Raw genomic sequence first — 19,051 nt, 5'->3', positions numbered from 1 at the left:
GGCGCGGAGCCGGTGGGGCCGTCACGGGGTGGTGAGCAGGCTCGGGGCGGGGTGCCCGGCCGGGTCGAAGGGAAGCGCGGACAGCGTGATGAACCGGGCCGGGATCTGGTAGTCGGGCAGCCGCTCGGCGAGGAACTCCACGAGTTCGTCCGCGTCCGGCGCCGCGACTCCGGCGGACGGCACGAGATAGGCGTGCAGTTCGCCGCCGACGGGCAGCACGGCCGCCTCGGCGATCCGGCCGTGGGCGGTCAGCCGGGCGCGGGTCTCGTACGGCGCGACCCGGAAGCCGGCCACGGTCGGCCAGGCACCGGCCGGGCCGAGCACCTCGTAGGCCCCGCCCACGGTGCGCCGGGCCCGGAATCCGGTGAGCCCGGGCGGTCCCGCCTCGGCATGAGCGAGGCGCAGCTCGCCCGGGATCCCGGACGGCAGCGGCTGGCCGTGCCGGTCCACGACGGTGGCGACGACACCGGGCGCCGGCGCGCCGACCGCCACCAGCACCTGGTCGCCGTCCAAAGCCGGGGCCCGGTACGCGCGGCACAGGGCCAGGGGCAGACCGGGCGTGCCGAACCCGACGGCCGTCCGTACCGCTCCGGCCGCCTCCCGCAGCGCGGCCGGGTCCGCGTCCGGCCCGAGGACGAGCAGCGCCTCCGTGCCGTGGGCGAGTGCCAGGCGGTGGTGGGCCAGCAGGGCGTTGGCGATGCCGTCGGGCAGCAGCAACGCGGACAGCGGCTCGTCGAGCCCGGCGAGCAGGGCGGCCAGTGCGGCGGGTGTGTCGGTGGACCGGTCCGGGAGCACGAGGGTGCCGCCGCGCGCCAGGGTGGTCCACAGTTCGACCGCGAACAGCGGTCCGGACGGGGAGGCGGCCTGCAGCACGCGGTCCGCCCGCATCCCGAGCGAGTCGAGCGCGCCGAGGGCGGCGGAGAGGGCCGCGTAGGTCAGCTCACCGTCGTCGGTCAGGGCCACGACGTCGCTGCGGCCGCCGCGGTCCGCCCGGACCGCGCCCCGTTCGCCCAGCGAGGAGCCGGTCAGCACGATCTCGTCCGGCCCGGCCTCTCCCTCGGGTCCCAGCACCCGGTACGGCACTGCGGCCCGCGCCGCCGCGAGCGCCGCCGCCACCAGGTCGGCACCGGGGGCCAGGCGCAGGGCCACCGGCCGGTCGGGCCCGGCTCCCTCGGCGGCCAGGACCGACGTCAACCGGTGGGCGCGGGCGCCGAGTTCGCCGTAGCCGACGGATCCGCCGGCCGTCCGGACGGCCACCGCGTCCGGGCGCGCGGCGATGTGCCGCTCCACCAGGTCGAGGACGGTGGGGCCCAGCATCCCGGCCGTGATGTGCTCGACGGGCTCCGCGCCGGTCAGCGGCAGCCGGGACACCGGGACGTCGGGGTCGCGCAGGGCCGCGCGGAGCAGGTCGCGGTAGGCCCTGGTCATCCGCCGCATCGTGGCCGCGTCGAACAGGTCGGTGGCGTACTCCCACAGGATGGTGATCGACTCGTCCTCGGCGCTCGGCGCGAGGCCCACCCGCTGTTCGGCGCGGGGGATGACCACCACGTTGAGGTCGGCCTTGGCGGAGCCGTTGTGCTCCACGACCACCTCGCCGCGCAGCCCGCCGAAGTCCAGGTCGGGCACGGCGGAGTCGTGGAAGCTGAACATCGCGGAGAACAGCGGGTTGCGGGACAGGTCGCGGACCGGCGCGAGCGCCTTGACCAGCCGCTGGAGCGGCACGTCCTGCCAGGCGTAGGCGGTCACCGCGGTCCGGTGCACCCGGTCGAGCAGCTCCCGGAAGGTGGGGTCGCCGTCGAGGCGGGCGCGCAGCGGGACGGTGTTCACCATCATCCCGATCAGCCGCTCGGCCTCCGCCAGCCGCCGGTTGGCGGTGCCCACGCCGACCACGAAGTCGTCCTGGCCGGTGTACCGGGACAGCAGGGCGGTGAACCCGGTCAGCATGACGGAGTACAGGGTGACGCCGTGTTCGCGGGCCCGGGAGCGCAGGGCCGCGTACTCCTCGGGGGCGAGGACGAGCCGTACGACGTCGCCGCGGAAGGTGAACTCCGGCGGGCGGGGCCGGTCGGTGGGCAGTTCCAGCGCGGCGGGAGCGCCGGCCAGGGCGCCCGTCCAGTGGTCGAGGCAGCGCCGCAGGACGGGCCCGTCCAGCCAGTCGCGCTGCCAGGCTGCGAGATCGGCGAACTGGAACCGCGGCTCGTCCGGCAGGTCACCGGAGCCGGCGAACGCCTCGTACAGCGTGGTCAGTTCGTCGACGAACACGGCGAACGACCAGCCGTCGTGCACCAGATGGTGCTCCAGGTGCAGCAGCCGGTGCGCGCCGGGAGCCGTGCGCACCACCACCCAGCGCACCAGGGGAGGCATGTCCAGGGAGAACGGCCGCGCCTTCTCCCGCTCCACCAACTCCCGCCAGGCCGACTCGCGTTCACTCTCCGGCAGGCCCGACAGGTCGACCAGCGGCACGTCGAACTCGATGTCGTCCATGGCCACGGGAACCTGCGCGGGCACCCCGTCGATCTCGCGGAAGGCGGTGCGGAAGATCTCGTGGCGGCGCAGCAGTTCGGTGAGGGTCGCGCGCAGGGCGGCCAGGTCCAGTTCTCCGGTCAGGTGCAGCGCGGCCTGGACCCGGTAGGCGGGGTTCTGCGGCGAGAGCTGTTCCAGGTACCAGATGCGTTCCTGGGGGTACGACAGGGGCAGGGGCCGGGTGCGGTCGGCGGGCCGCAGCGGGGGCGGCGCGGGGGCCGTGTCGTCGGCCGGTACGGCCGTGCCGTCCACGAGCGCCCCGATCGCCTCGGCCGTCGGGCTGCGGTAGATCTCCGGCAGCGGCACCTCGGCGCCGAGTTCGTCGCGGATCCGGGCGGCGAGGCGGCCCACCAGCAGGGAGTGGCCGCCCAGCCGGAAGAAGTCGTCCCGGGCTCCGACGCCGGCGCCGCCGAGCAGGTCGGACATGAAGCCGACGAGCGCCCGCTCGGTGGGGGTCCCGGCCTCGACACGGTCCGCGTCCAGTCCCGCGCTGGCCCGGTCGGGCCGGGGCAGCGCCTCGCGGTCCACCTTGCCGCTGGGGGTGAGGGGCAGGGCGGGCAGGACGACGACGGCGGACGGCACCATGTGCGCGGGCAGCGTCCGCGCACACCAGTCGCGCAGTTCCGGTACGGCGGTGCCGGCGGGGGCGGCGGCGTAGCCGACGAGGATCCCGTCGCGCAGCACGACCACCGCGTCCGCCACCGCCGGGTGGGCGCGAAGGACCTCGGCGATCTCGCCGGGCTCGATCCGGAAGCCGCGGACCTTGATCTGGTGGTCGGCCCGGCCGGCGTAGGCGTAGCGGCCGTCGGGCAGGCGGCGGGCGAGGTCGCCGGTGCGGTAGGCGCGTCCGCCGCCCTCGTCGGGGACGAACCGCTCGGCGGTCAGGCCGGGGCGACCGTGGTAGCCGCGGGTCACGCCGACCCCGGAGACGACGAGTTCCCCGACCTCGCCGTCCGGCACGGGCAGCCCGTCGGCGTCCAGGAGGGCGAGGCGCACCCCGGGGATCGGCAGTCCGATGTCGGGCCTGCCGGTGCCGAGGACGTCACCGGAGGTGGCGCAGATGGAGGTCTCGGTCGGCCCATAGGCGTTGATCATCCGCCGGCCGCGGCCCCAGCGGGCGGCCACCTCGGCGGGCAGGGCCTCTCCCGCGCACACCAGGGTGCGCAGCGCGGGCAGTTCGGCGTCCGGCAGGGCGGCGGCCACGGAGGGCGGCAGCACGGCGACGCTGACGTCGTGGCCGGCCATCAGCCGCACCAGGCCGGGGCCGGGTACGACGCTGTCCTGGCCGGCGAGGACGAGGGCGGCGCCCGCGCTCAGCGCGATGCCGGTCTCGCACACGGAGGCGTCGAAGCTGGACGGCGCGAACTGCAGGACGCGGTCGGCCGCGGTGACCCCCCACTCGTCGCGCATGCCGGCCACGGTGGCGGCGACGGTGCCGTGTTCGACGAGCACGCCCTTGGGGCGGCCGGTGGAGCCGGAGGTGTAGATGACGTAGGCGAGATCGGTGCGGCCCCGGCGCGGGAGTTCCCCGCAGGGGGTGCCGTCTGCCGGTGCCTCGGGGTCGAGCAGGCGCGTGCCGGACGGCAGCCGCCCGGCAGACGCGCGGTCGGCGATCACCAGTCCGGCGCCGGAGTCGCGCAGCATGTACTCCAGCCGGTCCTGGGGGTAGGCGGGGTCGAGCGGCACCCAGGCGCCGCCCGCCCGCATCACGGCGAGCAGGGCGACCGCGAGCGCCGGACCCCGCTGGACGCAGATGCCGATCAGGTCGTCACGGCCGGTCCCGGCGGCCGGCAGTCGGTGCGCCAACTCGGCCGAGCGGCGCTCCAGTTCGGCATAGGTGACGGTGCCGTCGGCATGGATGAGAGCGGGCGCGTCGGGGGTCCGGGCCGCGTGGGCCAGGAACGCCTCGTGCAGCAGGGGCAGGGGTGCCTTCATCGCGGAATACCTCGTTCGGTGCGCGCGGTGTCGGGGGCGGCGGCCGGCCCGGCGAGGAGGCGGTGGGCCTCCTCCTCGGGCATGGCCTCGATCTCGGCGAGGATCAGATCGTGCACGCGTTCCGCCGTGGCGGCGACGGTCGGGCACTCGAAGATCACGCTGAGCGGAAGGTGGGTGTCGAACGCGCGGCGCATCCGGTTGACGGCGCGGGTGGCGAGCAGCGAGTGGCCGCCGAGCGCGAAGAAGTCGTCCAGGACGCCCACCCGGGGCACGCCGAGGGCCTCGGCCCAGATGTCGGCGATGACGCGTTCGGTCTCGTCACGGGGCTCGACGTGGCCGCTGTCGTCCCAGTCGGCCGGGTCCGGCTCGGGCAGCGTGGCCGGGCTGAGCTTGCCGCTGGCCGAGCGGGGCAGGGCGGGCAGGACGGTGACGGTGGACGGTACGGCGTATCCGGGCAGCCGGGCCAGCAGGTGCTCACGCAGCTGCCGTACCGTGACCGCGCCGCCGGCGAAGGCGACGTACGCGGCCAGCCGCAGGTCGCCGGAGGGGGCGCGGCGGGCCACCACCGCGGCGTCGGCGACCGCCGGATGCTCGCGCAACGCGGCCTCCACCTCGCCGAGTTCGACCCGCACCCCGCGCACCTTGACCTGGCGGTCCAGCCGCTCCAGATAGGCGAAGGTGCCGTCGGCGCGCATCCGCCCGCGGTCGCCGGTGCGGTAGAGGCGTTCGCCGGCGCGGTAGGGATGGGGGATGAAGGCCGCGGCCGTCTTGGCGGGGTCGCCCAGGTAGCCGCGGGCCAGACCGGTGCCGGCGATGCACAGTTCCCCGGGGACGCCGGGCGGCAGCGGCTGCAGCCGGTGGTCGAGGACCAGCACCTCGTTGTTGTCCATGGGCCGGCCGAGGCTGACCGCGCCGGTGCCCTCTGCGTCCTCCGGCCCGCAGACCCGGTAGGTGGAGTCGATGGACACCTCCGTGGCGCCCCAGGTGTTGTCCAGGCTCACCGCATCGCCGAACGCCTCGCGGAAACGGCGCACCAGGGCCGGGCGCAGCGCCTCGCCGCTGGACAGCACACTGCGCAGGTGCCCGCGCAGGGCGGCGACGTCCTCGGCGGTCAGCTCCTCCAGGAACAGCTCGAGGACGCTGGGCACGAACTGCACGTGCACCGCGCGGTGCCGGATCGCGGCGTCGGCGATGGCGCGCGGGTCGCGGTGCAGGCCGGGCGGCAGCAGGGCGACGGTACCGCCGGTCATCAGCGGCCACAGGATCTCCACCGCCGCGTCGTCGAACGGCAGGGTCGTCTTGTGCAGCACCCTCTCCCCGGCCTGGAGGCCGTGCCGGCGCTGCATCCACACCATGCGGTTCACCCAGCCGCGGTGGGTGCAGGCCACGCCCTTGGGGCGGCCGGTGGAGCCGGAGGTGTAGTACACCGCGCACAACTGGTCGGGGTGCACCGGCACCGGAAGCGGCTCGGCGGTCGCGTCCTGGTTCACTGCCAGCGGGGTGGCGCCGGCCTCCGTGACGGTGTCCGCCAGTTCGGCCTCGACCAGGCACACCGGCGCCCGGGAGTCGGCGAGCAGGGTGGCGATGCGGGTGGCGGGGGTGCCGGTCTCGATCGGCAGGTAGGCGCCACCGGCCTTGAGGATGCCGAGCAGGCCGACGACCATCCCGACCGACCGGTCGACCAGCAGGCCCACCGGCACGTCCGGGCCGACACCGCGCTCGGCCAGCTGCCGGGCCACCGCGTTGGCCGCCGCCTCCAGCCGGGCGTACGTGACGGTCGCGCCGGCGTCGTCGACCAGGGCCACGGCGTCCGGGGTGCGCGCGGCCTGCGCGGCGACCAGCTCGTGCAGACAGGCGTCGGGGACATCGGTGGCCGGGCGCAGCAACAGGGTCCGCAGCCCGCCCTGTTCGGCCTCGGTGAGCAGCGGGATGTCGTCGATCCGGCTGTCGGGGTCCTCGGCGACGTGCCGCAGCAGCCGCTCCAGCCAGTCGGCCAGCCGGTCGACGGTGCTCTCGTCGTACAGGTCGGTGTCCCAGTTGATCCCGCACCACAGCCCGTCCGGCACCTGCTCGAAGCTGACGCACAGGTCGTACTTGGCACCCTCGTACGGCATCGGCAGCTCGGTCACCTCCAGGCCGGGCGGCTTCGGGGCGCGGCGGCGGCCGCTGCGGAAGTTGACCAGGATTTGGAAGAGCGGGGTGCGCGACGGGTCGCGTTCGGGGGCGAGTTCGCCGACCAGCCGGTCGAAGGGGACCTCCGCATGATCGTACGCGTCCAGCGCCACATCTCGTGCCTGCTCGAGGAGTTGACGGAACGTCAGCCCGGGCACGAGGTCGCCGCGCAGGGGCAGCATGTTGATCAGGACGCCGATCAGCCGCTCGGTGGCCGGGTCGTCGCGGCGGGCGTAGGTGGTTCCGGTGGTGACGTCGGGCCGGCCGGTGTAGCGGTACAGGACGGCCTGGCAGGCGGCGGTGAGCAGCATCGGCGGGGTCGCGCCGTGCGCCCGGCCGAGGTCGCCGAGCCGGGCGGCCACGGCCGGCGGCAGCACGAAGGCGGTGCGTCCGGCGCCGCGCCCGGCGCGCACCGGCGGGCGGGGCCGGTCGCCGGGTATCTCGAACGGGGTGAAGTCGTCGAAGACCTTCCGCCAGTGCTCCAGGCCCACCGGTACGGCCTCGGCGTCGGCGCGGGCGTCCAGCTCGGCGGCGACCGCGCGGTACTGCTCGGCGGGCGCTGCGAGCGGCGAGGGCTGCCCTGCGGTGAACGCGGCGTAGTCGGCGGCGAGTTCGTCATAGAGGACGGCCAGAGACCAGTCGTCGGCGGCGACATGATGCACCGTCAGAGCGAAAGTGTGGTCCTCGGGGGCACTGCGCACCAGCAGGGCGCGCAGGGGCAGTTCGGTGGCCAGGTCGATCGGCGCGGTCGCCTCCTCGGCCAGCAGGGCGTCGAGGGCGGCGGGGTCGGCGGCGTCCGTCTCGCGCAGGACGAAGGCCTCCGGCGGCCGGACCAGCCCGGCGGGCGTCTCGCCCCGGGCGACGACGCAGGTGCGCAGCACCTCGTGGCGGGCCACCAGTCCGGTCAGGGCCCGGCGCAGTGCGGCCACGTCGAGCGGGCCGGCCAGCCGCAGCCGCAGCGGGATGAGGTAGTCCGAGGGGTGGCTGCTGATCTGGTCCACGAACCAGGTGCGTTCCTGGTCGCGGCTCAGCGGAACCTGGACCCCGGTGGGGTCGAGGGAGGTGGACATGCTCGGTCAGATCCTCTCGAACGGGACGGCCGGAAGCGCGGGGGCGGCGAGCACGGCCTGCGTGCCGCTGCCCCACACCGGGTCGGGCAGCCGGTGCCGGTCGGGCTTGCCGTTGGCGTCCAGGGGGAGCGCCTCGATCGCCATGTACTCGGCGGGCAGCATGTGCCGGGGGAGCCGGCCGGCGAGCAGCCGGTGAGCCTCGGCCGCCGGGACGCGCGCACCGGGTTCGGGGACGACGTAGGCGACGATCCGCTTGTCGCCCGGCGGCGCCGGGCGGGCGACGACCAGGCAGGCGCGCACGCCCGGCACGTCGAGCAGGGCCGCCTCGATCTCGCCGGGTTCGACCCGGAAGCCGCGCACCTTCACCTGCCGGTCGGCCCGGCCGAGGAACTCGACCACCCCGTCCGGGCGCATCCGGGCCAGGTCGCCGCTGCGGTAGGCGCGCCCGTCCGCGGTGCCGGGCTCGGTGACGAAGCGCTCGGCGGTCAGCTCGGGCCGGTCGTGGTAGCCGCGGGCCACCGTCTCCCCGGCGATCCACAGCTCGCCCGTCTGTCCGGGCGGCAGGACCTCGCCGTGTTCGCCGACCACGTGGAAGCGGACCCCGGGGATCGGGGTGCCCAACGGCAGCGGGCGCTCCACGCCCTCCGGGGCGGACACGAAGTGCCGGCAGCAGATCACGGTGGTCTCGGTCGGCCCGTAGACATGCGCCACGGTCAGCCCGGGATTTGCGGCCAGGGCGCTGCGCACCCGCTGCGGGGAGACGACGTCGCCGCCGGTGACGACGGTGCGCAGACCGGCCAGGGCGGCCGGGTCCTCGTCCACGAGCTGGTGGAACAGGCCGACCGACAGCCACAGGTCGGTCACCCGACGGGCGGCCAGCACCTGGGCCAGTTCGTCCGTGCCGAGCATGTCCTCGGGCGGAAAGACCAGCCGCGCACCGCGCAGCAGCACACCCCAGGTCTCCAGCACGGACGCGTCGAACGAGAAGGAGCTGGTCCGCAGCATCGCCCGGCCCGGCCCGAGGCCGACGAAGTCCTGGCCGAGGGCGAAGGCCAGCACGTTGCGGTGTTCGACCAGCACCGCCTTGGGCAGCCCGGTCGAGCCCGACGTGTAGATGGCGTACGCCAGGTCGTCGGCCGCCACAGACTCACCCAAGGGTGAGCCGGACCCGTTGGGTTCATCCACGAGGAGGTCCGCCGCGAGCACCTCGCAGTCGGCGAGCCCGTCCGTCAGCTCCTCGGCCGAGTCGGTGACCAGCAGCCGGATGCCGCTGTCCCGGCGCATGTGCGCCAGCCGGTCCGCCGGATACGACAGGTCCAGCGGCACATAGGCGGCCCCGGCCCTGATCACCGCGAGCATCGTCACCACGAACCGCGGCGAGGGGCGGGCGGCGAGCCCGACCAGTTCCCCGGGCCGTACCCCGTGCCGACGCAGCCGACGGGCCAACAGCTCGGCCCGCTCGTCCAGTTCCCGGTAGGTGAGCACGGTGTCCGCGCTCTCCAGCGCCACCGCGTTCGGAGTGCGCTCCGCCCAGCGGCGGAACGCCTCGTCGAGGGTCACCATCGCGCGTCCTCCAGTCCGACGCCCAGCTCGTGCAGCAGTTCTCGCAGGAAGTCCTCTCCGGCATCGGAGTTGGACGTGACGACCAGGCCCAGGCCGCGGTCCGGGTCCGCCCAGGTGAGCGAGCGGAACCCGGGCACACCGCCGGTGTGACCGAACCAGCGCCGCTCGCCGTAGGGCTTGCCGATCGTGCCGAGGCCGCCCGGGGGTGCCGGGCACCGGCCGCAGCATCTCGGCCGCCGACTCGGCGGTGAGGAAGGCCGTCGGCCCGCCGGCCACCGCCCGCTGGATCTCGATCGCGACCCGTGCCACGTCCGCGGGCGTGGACCACAGGCCGCCCGCGGCGGACTCCGGGTACAGGTGCCAGCCCTCGGGGTAGGAGGTGCCGTCGAGGCGGTGGTTGAGGGCGACCGGACCGTCGTAGCGGTGCGGGGCGTCCGGTGCGAAGTCGCTGTCGGTCATGCCGAGCGGCGCCAGCACCAGGGAGCGCAGCAGCGGCACGAACGGCTGCCCGGTGACGTCCTCCAACACCTGTTGTACGACGGTGTAGTTGCTGCTGGAGTACTGGTACCCGGAGCCGGGCGGGCGTTCCGGGCGCACAGGAGGTGTCACGGCCGGCGGGCGGCCGTCGAGCACCTCGCGCAGCGTCGGCATCCGCTCGTCGCCGCGGTAGCCGTGGTAGGCCTGCTCGCCCAGCCCGGCGGTGTGGCTGAGCAGGTGACGCAGGGTCACGCCGCCCTCGCCGGGCAACTGCCAGGTGGTCAGCAGCCGGTTGACGTCCGTGTCGAGGTCGAGGCGGCCCTCCTGGACCAGACGCAGGACGGCCAGCGCGGTGACGTGCTTGCTGATGGATCCGACCTGGAAGAGGGTCCGCGCGTCCACCGGGGTGGGGTCGTCGGCCCCGAGGGCGCCGAAGCCCCAGGCGCCACGCAGGTCGCCGTCGGCGATGACCGCGATGCCCACGCCGGGCACCCGGTGCCGCAGCATCGGCAGCAGCGGGGCCGGTGTCCCGGCGAACAGCCGCTCCACGAACGGCTCGACGGGCCGCCGTACCGCGCCCGGAGTGGTGCTGTGCTCCACCAGGGCGGTCAGCCGGCGCAGGTGCCGCTCGGCCAGGTCCTCGACGGTGGCGGCGGCGAAGTGGTCGGCGGCGTAGCGCCAGACGAGGTGCAGCTGCCCTTCGAGGACGGCCGAGTCGATCTCGAGGAGGTGTGAGCGCCGCTGCTCGGGGTCGACCGGTTTACCCAGGGCCTGGGGCAGCGGCCGGAGGGGCCCCGCCACGGTGCCGGTGCCGTCGCGGCGGCCGTGGTAGTTGAAGCAGACATGCGGCTGCGGCCGGTCGGCCAGGACGTCCCGGGTGCCGGGGCGCAGGTGCCGGGCGAGTCCGTGCCCGATGCTTCCGGCGGGTGCGGTCCGCAGGTGTTCGCGGACGGCCGTGACGCAGGCGGCCGTGTCGTCCGGGTCGCGGAGGGTGACCACGACGGGGCGCACGCCGGTGAACCAGCCCACCGTGCGGGAGAGGTCGACGTCGTCGAACAGGGCCTCGCGGCCGTGCCGTTCGACATCGAAGGCGGCGGTGTCGCCGCCCGTCCACTCGGTGAGCGTGCGGGCCAGCGCGGCCAGCATCAGATGGTCCGGTTCCGCCCCGTGGGCGGCGGGGGCCTGGCGCAGCAGCGCCTCGGTGGCGCCGGCCGCGAGGACGACCCGTACGGTCCGGGAGCGGCCCTCGGTGTTCTCGCCGTCGGCCCGGTCCAGTGGCAGCGGCGGGACGGCGGGCCTGGGCAGCGCCCAGTACTCCGCCTCGGCGCGGAACTCCGCGCTCGCCGCGTGCTCCGCGAGCCGCCGCGCCCAGTACTGCACGGAGGTGGTCTTGGCGGGCAACGCGCCACCGCTGACCAGGGTGTTGAGATCCTCGACGAGGATGTTCCAGGAGACGGTGTCGACGGCGACGTGGTGCACGACCAGCAGCAGGCGGCGCGTCGGCCTCAGCAGCACGGCCCGCAGCAGCGGCCCGTGGGCCAGGTCCAGTCCGGCGTGCGCCGCCTCCACCGCGGCCGCCTCCTCCTCCGGCGCGTCGACGACGGTGAGCAGGTCGGCGTCCTCTGTCTCGGCCAGGTGCTGCCGCCATCCGGCCGCCTCCCGTGCCCAGCGCAGCCGGAGGGCGTCGTGGTGGCCGGCGAGCGCCGACAGCGCCGCGCGCAGCGGGTCGGCCCGCACCGTCTCGTCGACGGCGAGCAGCAACGACTGGTTGAAGCGGTCGCGGGGCCCCAGCTCGGCGTACTGCGCCTGGATCGGCCCCAGTGGCACCTCGCCGGTGACCCGGCCCTGCTCTGCGTGGACCACCACCTCCCGGCCCCGGGCGGCCGCCGCGTCGACCGCCGCGGCCAGACCGGCGACGGTGGGATGCTCGAACACCATGCGCGGGGTGGCGGGCAGGCCCGCCTCCCGTGCCCGGGCGACGGTGTGGATCAGCAGGATCGAATCACCGCCCATGACACGGAAGTTGTCGTGCACGCCCACCTGCCCCACTCGCAGCACCCGGGCCCAGATGCCGGCCAGTGTCTCCTCGGTCGGGGTGCGCGGGGCGACGTACGACTGTCCCGCGCTCTGGGCGTCCGGCTCGGGGTCGGGCAGGGCGGCGCGGTCCACCTTGCCGTTGGCGTTCAGGGGTACGGCGGCCAGGGCGACGAAGGCGTTCGGCACCATGGCGTCGGGCAGTTCGGCCTGCAGGGCGGCCCGCAACTGCTCGGGCGCGGTGCCGCCGGTGGTGTAGCCGACGAGGATCTTCACGCCGTCCAGCGTCCGGACGTCGACGACCGCGTCCTTCACGCCCGGGGCGCGGCGCAACGCGTCCTCGATCTCGCCGAGTTCGACGCGGACGCCGCCGATCTTCACCTGGTGGTCGGTGCGGCCGCCGAACTCCAGCGTGCCGTCCGCCCGCCACCGCCCCAGGTCCCCCGTCCGGTACAGCCGGGCGCCGGGCGGCCCGAACGGGTCGGGCACGAACCGCTCGGCGGTCAGTGCGGGCCGGCCGTGGTAGCCGCGGGCCAGGCCGAGACCGCCGATGAACAGCTCCCCGGTGATCCCGACGGGCACGGGGGCCATGTCCTCGTCGAGGACGTACACGGTGTTGTTGTCGAACGGGCGGCCCAGACTGACGGCCCCGTTCTCCGCGGCGGCATCGGCCTCCCCGCACACATGGAAGGTCGAGTCGATGGACACCTCGGTGGCGCCCCAGGTGTTGTCCAGGCTCACCCGGTCCCCGAACAGCTCCCGGAACCTGCGCACCAGTACGGGCCGCAGCGCCTCACCGCTGGTGAGGACGGAGCGCAGCCGGGTCATGGCTGCCGCCCGCTCCGGGGTGAGCACGTCCAGGAACACCTCCAGGACGCTGGGCACGAACTGCACGTGCACCACCCCGTGGCGGATCACCGCGTCGGCGATCTCGTGCGCGTCGCGGTGCGCGCCCGGCGGCAGCAGGACCACCTGGCCGCCGGTGATCAGCGGCCACAGGATCTCCACGGCCGCGTCGTCGAAGGTGAGCGTGGTCTTGTGCAGCACCGCGTCACCGGGCCTGAGCCCGTGCCGCCGCTGCATCCACCACATCCGGTTGACCCAGCCCTCGTGCGTGGAGGCCACGCCCTTGGGGCGGCCGGTGGAGCCGGAGGTGTAGTACAGCGAGCACAGATCGGCGGGCAGCGCCACGGGCGCCGGATCGTGGTCCGGTTCGTCCTGCCACAGGGCGGGGTCGTCGAGCGCGAGCACCGGTACGGCGGTCTCCGCCCCGTCCGGCAGCGACTCCACCAGCCGACGCTGGGTGAGCACGGCCTGGGCGCGGGCATCGGCGAGGATGTACGCCTGCCGCCGGGCCGGGTGCTCCGGGTCGACGGGTACGAAGGCGGCGCTCGCCTTGAGGATGGCGACGACCCCGATCACGTGCTCCAGGGAGCGCTCGGTGCACAGCGCCACCAGGGACCCCGAGCCGACGCCCAGGTGGCGCAACCGGTGGGCGACCCGGTTGGCCCGGCTGTTCAGCTCGGCGTAGGTCAGGCCCTCGGCGCCGCAGCGGACGGCGAGGGCGTCCGGGGTGCGTGCGGCCTGCTCCTCGATGAGGGAGTGCAGGGTGCGCTCGGCGGGGAAGCCGGCGACCGTGGCGTTCCAGTCGCGGACGACCAGGCCGTACTCCTCCGCGGACAGCATGGGCAGCCCGGCCGCGCGGTCGTGGTCCTCGGTGAGCCCGGTCAGCAGCCGTGCCGTCTGGGCGAGCAGCCGGCGGGCGGTCGACTCGTCGTAGCGGGAACGGTCGCAGCCGAGTTCCAGGGTGAGCCGGTCGGTGCGTACGGCCTCCAGGACCAGCGGGTAGCCGGTGTCGCGGACCTCGCTCTCCGGGACCGGCCGCACACCCGCCGGGAGGCTGCCGGTGCCAATGTCGGTGAAGACCACGAGCGAGTCGAACAGCGGCTTCCCGCCCGGGACTTCGGCTGCGCGCTGCACCTCGCCGAGGGACACGTGCTCGCGTCCGGCCAGGCCGGTCAGCCGCTGGTGCACCGAGCGCAGCAGGGCGGCGGGCGGGGTGTCCGGGTCGACGTCGAGGCGCAGCGGCAGCGTGTTCATCAGCAGCCCCACCATCGACTCGATGCCGGGGACGTCCCCGAACCGGCCGGAGAGGGTGGTCCCGAACAACACGTCCCGCTCGCCGCTGGTACGGGCGAGCAGCAGCGCCCACGCGGTGTGCACGAGCGTGCCGACGGTGACGTGGTGACGGCGGGCGGTGCGGTCCAGAGCGGTGAGGAGGTCCGGGGGCAGCACCTGCCGTTCGGTGTGGACGGCGGCGCGTCGGCCGGTGGGGCGGCTGCCGGGCAACGGGGTGGGCCGGGTGAAGCCGGCCAGCTCGGTCCGCCACTCGTCCAGGGCGCGTGCGGTGCCGCCGTCCGCGCCCTGCCGCTGAAGCCAGCGCAGATAGTCCCGGTACGGGGGCGGCGGGGGCGCGTCCGGGAGCCGTCCGGTGTCCCTGCGGTGCCGGTACGCGGCGAAGGCCTCGGCGAACAGGGCGTGCAGGCTCCAGCCGTCGAACACGATGTGGTGCGTGGTCCACACGAACCGGTGCCGGTCCTCGGCGAGCCGCACCAGCAGGAACCGGGCCGGCGGCGCCTCGGCCAGGTCGAAGACCGTGCACCGCTCGTCCTCGGTCAGCTCCGCGAGCCGCGCTTCGCGAAGCTCCTCGGGCAGCACGGACAGGTCGAGGCGAGTGAACTCCGGCGGCGCGGACCGCCGTACGACCTGCACCGGGTGGGGTACGTCCGCCCAGTGGAAGGTGGAGCGCAGGATCGCGTACCGGTCGACGAGGTACCGCCACGCCTCCTCGAAGGCGTCCTGGTCGAAGGCGCCGTCGAGGTCCACGGCGAAGGTGCGCACATAGTCGGCGGTCTCCGCCAGGGTGTGCAGGAGCAGGCCGGTCTGGAGCGGGGAGAGCGGCAGCACGTCCTCGGTGTCCGCACGCCCGACGGCGTCGAGGAGCGTGTCCAGCTCGGCCGGGGCGAGGCCGGCGAGGGCGAACGGCGTGGTGTCGGATGCCGGGGTGGTGGTGACCTCGGTGTGCGTGGTGGCCAGCGCCTCGACGGTCGGGTGGGCGAAGAGCTGCCGGGTGGTCAGGGCGAGGCCCCGCTCCCGGGCGCGGGCGGTGACCAGGACCGCCTTGATGGAATTGCCGCCGAGCGCGAAGAAGTCGTCGCTCACGCCGACCTCGGCGACCCCGAGCACCTGCTGCCAGATATCGGCGAGGGCCTGTTCGGCGGGGGTGCGCGGAGCGATGTGCCGGGCGGTCTCCGGGGCGGCGGCGCCGGGGTCCGGCAGTGCCCTGCGGTCGATCTTTCCGGCCGGGCTGAGCGGCATCCGCTCCAGCACGACGAACCGGGCCGGGACCATCGCGCGGGGCAGTTCACCGCGCAGGAAGTCACGGACGTCCGCCGGGTCCGGGGCGCCGCCGCAGACGTACCCGGTCAGGAAGGGCTCGCCGCTGTCGTCCCGGTGGACCGCCACGGCGGCCGTGGCCACGTCCGGGTGCCGGGTCAGCGCCTCCTCGATCTCGCCGAGTTCGATGCGATGGCCGCGGATCTTGACCTGGTGGTCGTCGCGGCCGAGGAAGCGGATCCGGCCGTCGGCCCGGCGGGCGGCGAGGTCGCCGGTGCGGTACAGCCGGGCGCCGGGCGGCCCGAACGGGTCGGGCACGAACCGTTCGGCGGTCAGCCCCGGCCGGTCGTGGTAGCCCCGGGCCACCCCGGCACCGCCCAGATACAGCTCGCCCGGCGCGCCGATGGGCACCGGGCGCATGCCGTCGTCCAGGACGTGGGCGGTGTAGTTGGGCAGGGGCCGGCCGATGCTGATCTCGCCCTCGTGGCCGGTGAGTTCGTCGAAGGTGGCCCACACGGTCGCCTCGGTCGGGCCGTACACGTTGACCAACCGGGGCACAGCCGCGGTGAGTTCGGCGGCCAGCGGTTCGGGCAGGGCCTCGCCGCCGGTGAGGGCGCAGCGCACGCCGTCGACCTTGCCGAACCCGGCGGCGAGCAGCAGCCGCCAGCCGGACGGGGTGGCCTGCACATGCGTCACCTCCTGCGCCCGGATCAGCGCCCGCTGCGCCCCGCCGTCCCAGCGGTCCTCCTCCGGTACGACGACCACGCGGCCGCCGGTGGTCAGCGGCACGAACAGCTCGACGGTGGAGATGTCGAAGGACAGCGCGGTCAGCCCGAGCCACACGTCGTCCGGGGCGGGGCGAGGACGTCCGCCATGGCGGCGACGAGCCGCGCCAGCGAGCCGTGGGAGACCTCGACGCCCTTGGGCCGGCCGGTGGAGCCGGAGGTGTACAGAACGTAGGCGAGATCGGCGGGCAGCGGGGTGAGGGGGTCCGTGTCCGGCGTTTCTCCCGCTCCCTCGACGCGGAGCACCGTGCCGCAGGCATCGGCCAGCGCGGCGGGCGGCTCGTCCGAGGCGATCAGGGCCGTAGCGCCGGAGTCGGTGAGGACGTAGGCGGCCCGCTCGTCCGGGTACTCGGGGTCCAGCGGCACATAGGCGGCCCCGGCCCGCCACACGGCGAGCACGGCGACGAGCAGATCGGCGGACCGGTCGACGCGCAGCGCGACCCGGTTCCCGGGCCGCACTCCGGCCTCCCGCAGCCGGTGGGCCAATGCCCGTGCCCGGACGTCGAGTTCGGCGTACGACAGCTGCTGCCCGCCGGAGACGACGGCGACCGCGTCCGGGGTGCGGGCGGCCTGTCCCGCGATCATCGCGGGCACGGTGGTGGCGTGCGGGAACTCCCGCTCGGTGACGTTCCACCGCCGGACGACCAGGTCGTGGGCGTCCTCGGGCAGTGCGGCCAGCTCGCGCAGCCGGGCCGCGGGCCGGTCGGCGAACGCGGTGAGCAGATGCCCGAGCGAGGCCAGCAGCCGTTCGGCGTCCGCGGTGTCGACCTGGTCGTCCTCGTGAACGAGTTCCAGTACGGCGCCGCTCGCGGCGAACCGGGCGCTGAGCATCAGCGGGAAGCCGCTGCTCTGCCGTACGGGTCCCATGCGGCGCCCCACCAGCTTCTTCGTCCTGCTGATGTCGACGGTCGCCGCCATCACCGGAGGCCTCGACCTGATCTTCGTCCTGACCAACGGCGGCCCCGCCAACGGCACGTCGCTGGCGATCTTCTACATCTACCAGCAGGCCTTCGGATTCGGAGAGTTCGGCTACGCGGCGGCCATGGGCACCTTCCTGGTGCTGATCATGGTCCTGATCTCCGCCGTGATCTTCAAGTTGACGAGAGGCGGGAGGTTCGACGATGGCGAGTGACGCCCTGACGACCCGGGAGGGCCGGGTGGGCGGACGCCGGCCGCTCTCCTCACGCGCGGGACTCACGGCCCTGGCCGTCGTCCTGTCCCTGATCAGCATCTTCCCGGTGCTGTGGATGGTCACGTCGTCCTTCAAGACCCGGGCCACGGTGACGGACGGCAACCTGATCCCGAAGGACTTCACCTTCGACAACTTCGTCTACGTCTTCACCGAGGTCCCCTTCGCCCGCTACCTCTGGAACAGCTTCTTCATCTCCGCGGTGATCACCGTGGCGGCCCTGTTCTTCCACTCCATGGCCGCCTACGCGCTCGCCCGGCTGCGCTTCCCGGGCCGCGAGAAGCTCTTCGGCGCGATCTTCGTCACCCTGCTGGTCACGGCCCCGGTCGTGCTGATCCCGCTGTTCCTGGTCGCCCGTGAGCTGGGCCTGCTCAACAGCTACGCCGGCCTGATCATCCCGGCCATCTTCAACGCCTTCGGCATCTTCCTGCTGCGCCAGTTCTACCTGGGCCTGCCCAAGGAACTGGAGGAGGCGGCGATCGTCGACGGCTGCGGCCACTGGCGGGTGTACTGGAACATCGTCCTGCCGATGTCCCGGCCCATCCTCTCGGCCCTGGCGATCTTCTTCTTCCTCGCCAACTGGAACGCCTTCGTCTGGCCCCTGGTCGCCACCAACGACCAGTCGCTGACGGTGGTCCAGCTCGGCATCGCCTCGTTCCAGAACCAGTACACCTCCAACTGGAACTACATCCTCGCGGCGGCCACGATCGCGGCACTGCCCATGCTGGTGCTGTTCTTCGTGTTCCAGCGGCAGATCGTGGAGTCGGTCAAGACGTCCGGACTGAAGTAGCTCCGGGCCGTGCCGTGGGCCCGGGCGTGCGGCGGCGCAGGGCCCACAAAAAGGGCGCGGTACCAGTCACTCGACCGGTACCGCGCCCTTCGCGTGCCTGGCCGGCTCAGGGACCGGCGGTGCTCTCCCGCACCTGGAGCCGGGTACGCAGCACCACGGTCTGCAGCGGCGACGGCTTGCCCTCGATGCGCTGCAGCAGCAGGTCGGCGGCCGCACGGCCCAGCTCGTACGAGGGCAGCTCCATGGCGGTCAGCGACGGCCGCACCAGCGACGCCCACGGCACATCGCCGAAGGACAGCACACCGATGTCCGGGGGAGTGCGTCCGACCTCGCGCAGGGCGTCCAAGGCGCCGATCGTCATCAGGTTGTTGGTGACGAACACGGCGTCCGGCGGCTCGGGCAGCGCCAGCAGTTCGCGCATCGCGGCCCGGCCGCCCTCGACCCGGAAGTCGGCGTGCCGTACGTAGGCGTCACCGAGCGGGGCGGCATCGGCCGAGGAATACAGCGCCATGCGGTACCCGGCCAGGCGTTCCTCGGAGGTGGACGTGCCCTGCGGGCCGGTGATGCAGGCGATCCGGCGGTAACCGGCCTGCAGCAGATGGCGGGTGGCCGCCTCGCCGCCGTGCTGGTTGTCCACCTGTACGGCGTCCACCTCGGCCTCGTGCGGCCGCCGGTCCACGGCGACCACGGGCACGCCCCGGGCGATCAGCGGCCCCAGGTCCGTCTCGTCCCGCGAGGCCGCCGCCACGATCACGCCGGCCATCTGCTCGCCGAGGGCGACCTCGAGGTAGCGGCGCTCCTTGTCGGTGTCCTCGTCGGAGTTGCACAGGACGACCGAGAAACTGGTGCGCTGCGCGGCGTCCTCGACCCCGCGGGCGAGCGACGTGAAGAACGGGTTCTCGATGTCCGGGATGATCAGCGCGATCAAGCTGGAGCGCTGCTTGCGCAGCGACCGCGCGACCCGGTTCGGCGCGAAGCCGAGGGCCTCGGCGGCCTGCTGGACGGACAGGGCGCGCTCCGGCGTCACCTTGCCGCCGTTGAAGACGCGCGAGACTGTCGCCGGAGAAACCCCGGCGGCTCGCGCCACGTCATGGATCGTCACCACCAGCGTGCGCAT

The 19,051-nt window shown here is 74.3% G+C and carries 6 protein-coding genes and 2 pseudogenes; 2 read left to right on the top strand and 6 right to left on the bottom strand.

The window, feature by feature from the left end; all coding sequences use genetic code 11:
• Window positions 1–21: 21 nt before the first annotated feature.
• The 5 genes and pseudogenes from ACH47Z_RS33220 to ACH47Z_RS33200 all read right to left on the bottom strand — a co-directional run bounded on the left by ACH47Z_RS33220 (window position 22) and on the right by ACH47Z_RS33200 (window position 16,822).
• A complete protein-coding gene (locus tag ACH47Z_RS33220; protein ID WP_399080396.1) occupies window positions 22–4,458 on the bottom strand; it encodes an amino acid adenylation domain-containing protein in 4,437 nt (1,478 codons plus the stop codon).
• On the bottom strand, window positions 4,455–7,700 hold the full coding sequence (locus ACH47Z_RS33215; RefSeq protein WP_399080394.1) for an amino acid adenylation domain-containing protein: 3,246 nt from the start codon (window positions 7,698–7,700) through the stop codon (window positions 4,455–4,457). Before ACH47Z_RS33215 ends, ACH47Z_RS33220 begins: the two co-directional genes overlap by 4 nt.
• Before the next feature lie 6 nt (window positions 7,701–7,706).
• Window positions 7,707–9,236, bottom strand: a pseudogene (locus tag ACH47Z_RS33210) (amino acid adenylation domain-containing protein); the annotation flags it as partial.
• A 20-nt stretch (window positions 9,237–9,256) separates the two neighbouring features.
• Window positions 9,257–16,013, bottom strand: a pseudogene (locus tag ACH47Z_RS33205) (amino acid adenylation domain-containing protein).
• Window positions 15,998–16,822, bottom strand: coding sequence for an AMP-binding protein (locus ACH47Z_RS33200; RefSeq protein ID WP_399080393.1), 825 nt, complete (start codon window positions 16,820–16,822; stop codon window positions 15,998–16,000). Before ACH47Z_RS33200 ends, ACH47Z_RS33205 begins: the two are co-directional and overlap by 16 nt.
• On the opposite strand from ACH47Z_RS33200, the gene ACH47Z_RS33195 reads away from it, so the two are divergent.
• The gene (locus tag ACH47Z_RS33195) at window positions 16,821–17,087 is read left to right on the top strand and encodes a carbohydrate ABC transporter permease (RefSeq protein ID WP_399080391.1); all 267 of its coding nucleotides are present in this window, start codon (window positions 16,821–16,823) and stop codon (window positions 17,085–17,087) included. The two genes, ACH47Z_RS33200 and ACH47Z_RS33195, sit on opposite strands and share 2 nt — an antisense overlap.
• Entirely contained in the window at window positions 17,077–17,934 is an 858-nt protein-coding gene (locus ACH47Z_RS33190) for a carbohydrate ABC transporter permease (protein WP_399080388.1), read from the top strand. Before ACH47Z_RS33195 ends, ACH47Z_RS33190 begins: the two co-directional genes overlap by 11 nt.
• 106 nt (window positions 17,935–18,040) lie before the next feature.
• On the opposite strand, the gene ACH47Z_RS33185 is transcribed toward ACH47Z_RS33190, so the two are convergent.
• Window positions 18,041–19,051 (bottom strand): LacI family DNA-binding transcriptional regulator, encoded by a 1,011-nt coding sequence (locus ACH47Z_RS33185; RefSeq protein ID WP_399080386.1) that lies wholly within the window; start codon window positions 19,049–19,051, stop codon window positions 18,041–18,043.

Origin of the sequence: Streptomyces sp. NPDC020192 (assembly GCF_044388685.1) — a bacterium.
In the GTDB taxonomy this organism is placed as follows: Bacteria; Actinomycetota; Actinomycetes; order Streptomycetales; family Streptomycetaceae; genus Streptomyces.
The sequence above is the reverse complement of the archived record's forward strand: the minus strand, read 5'-3'. Positions and strand labels throughout refer to the sequence as shown.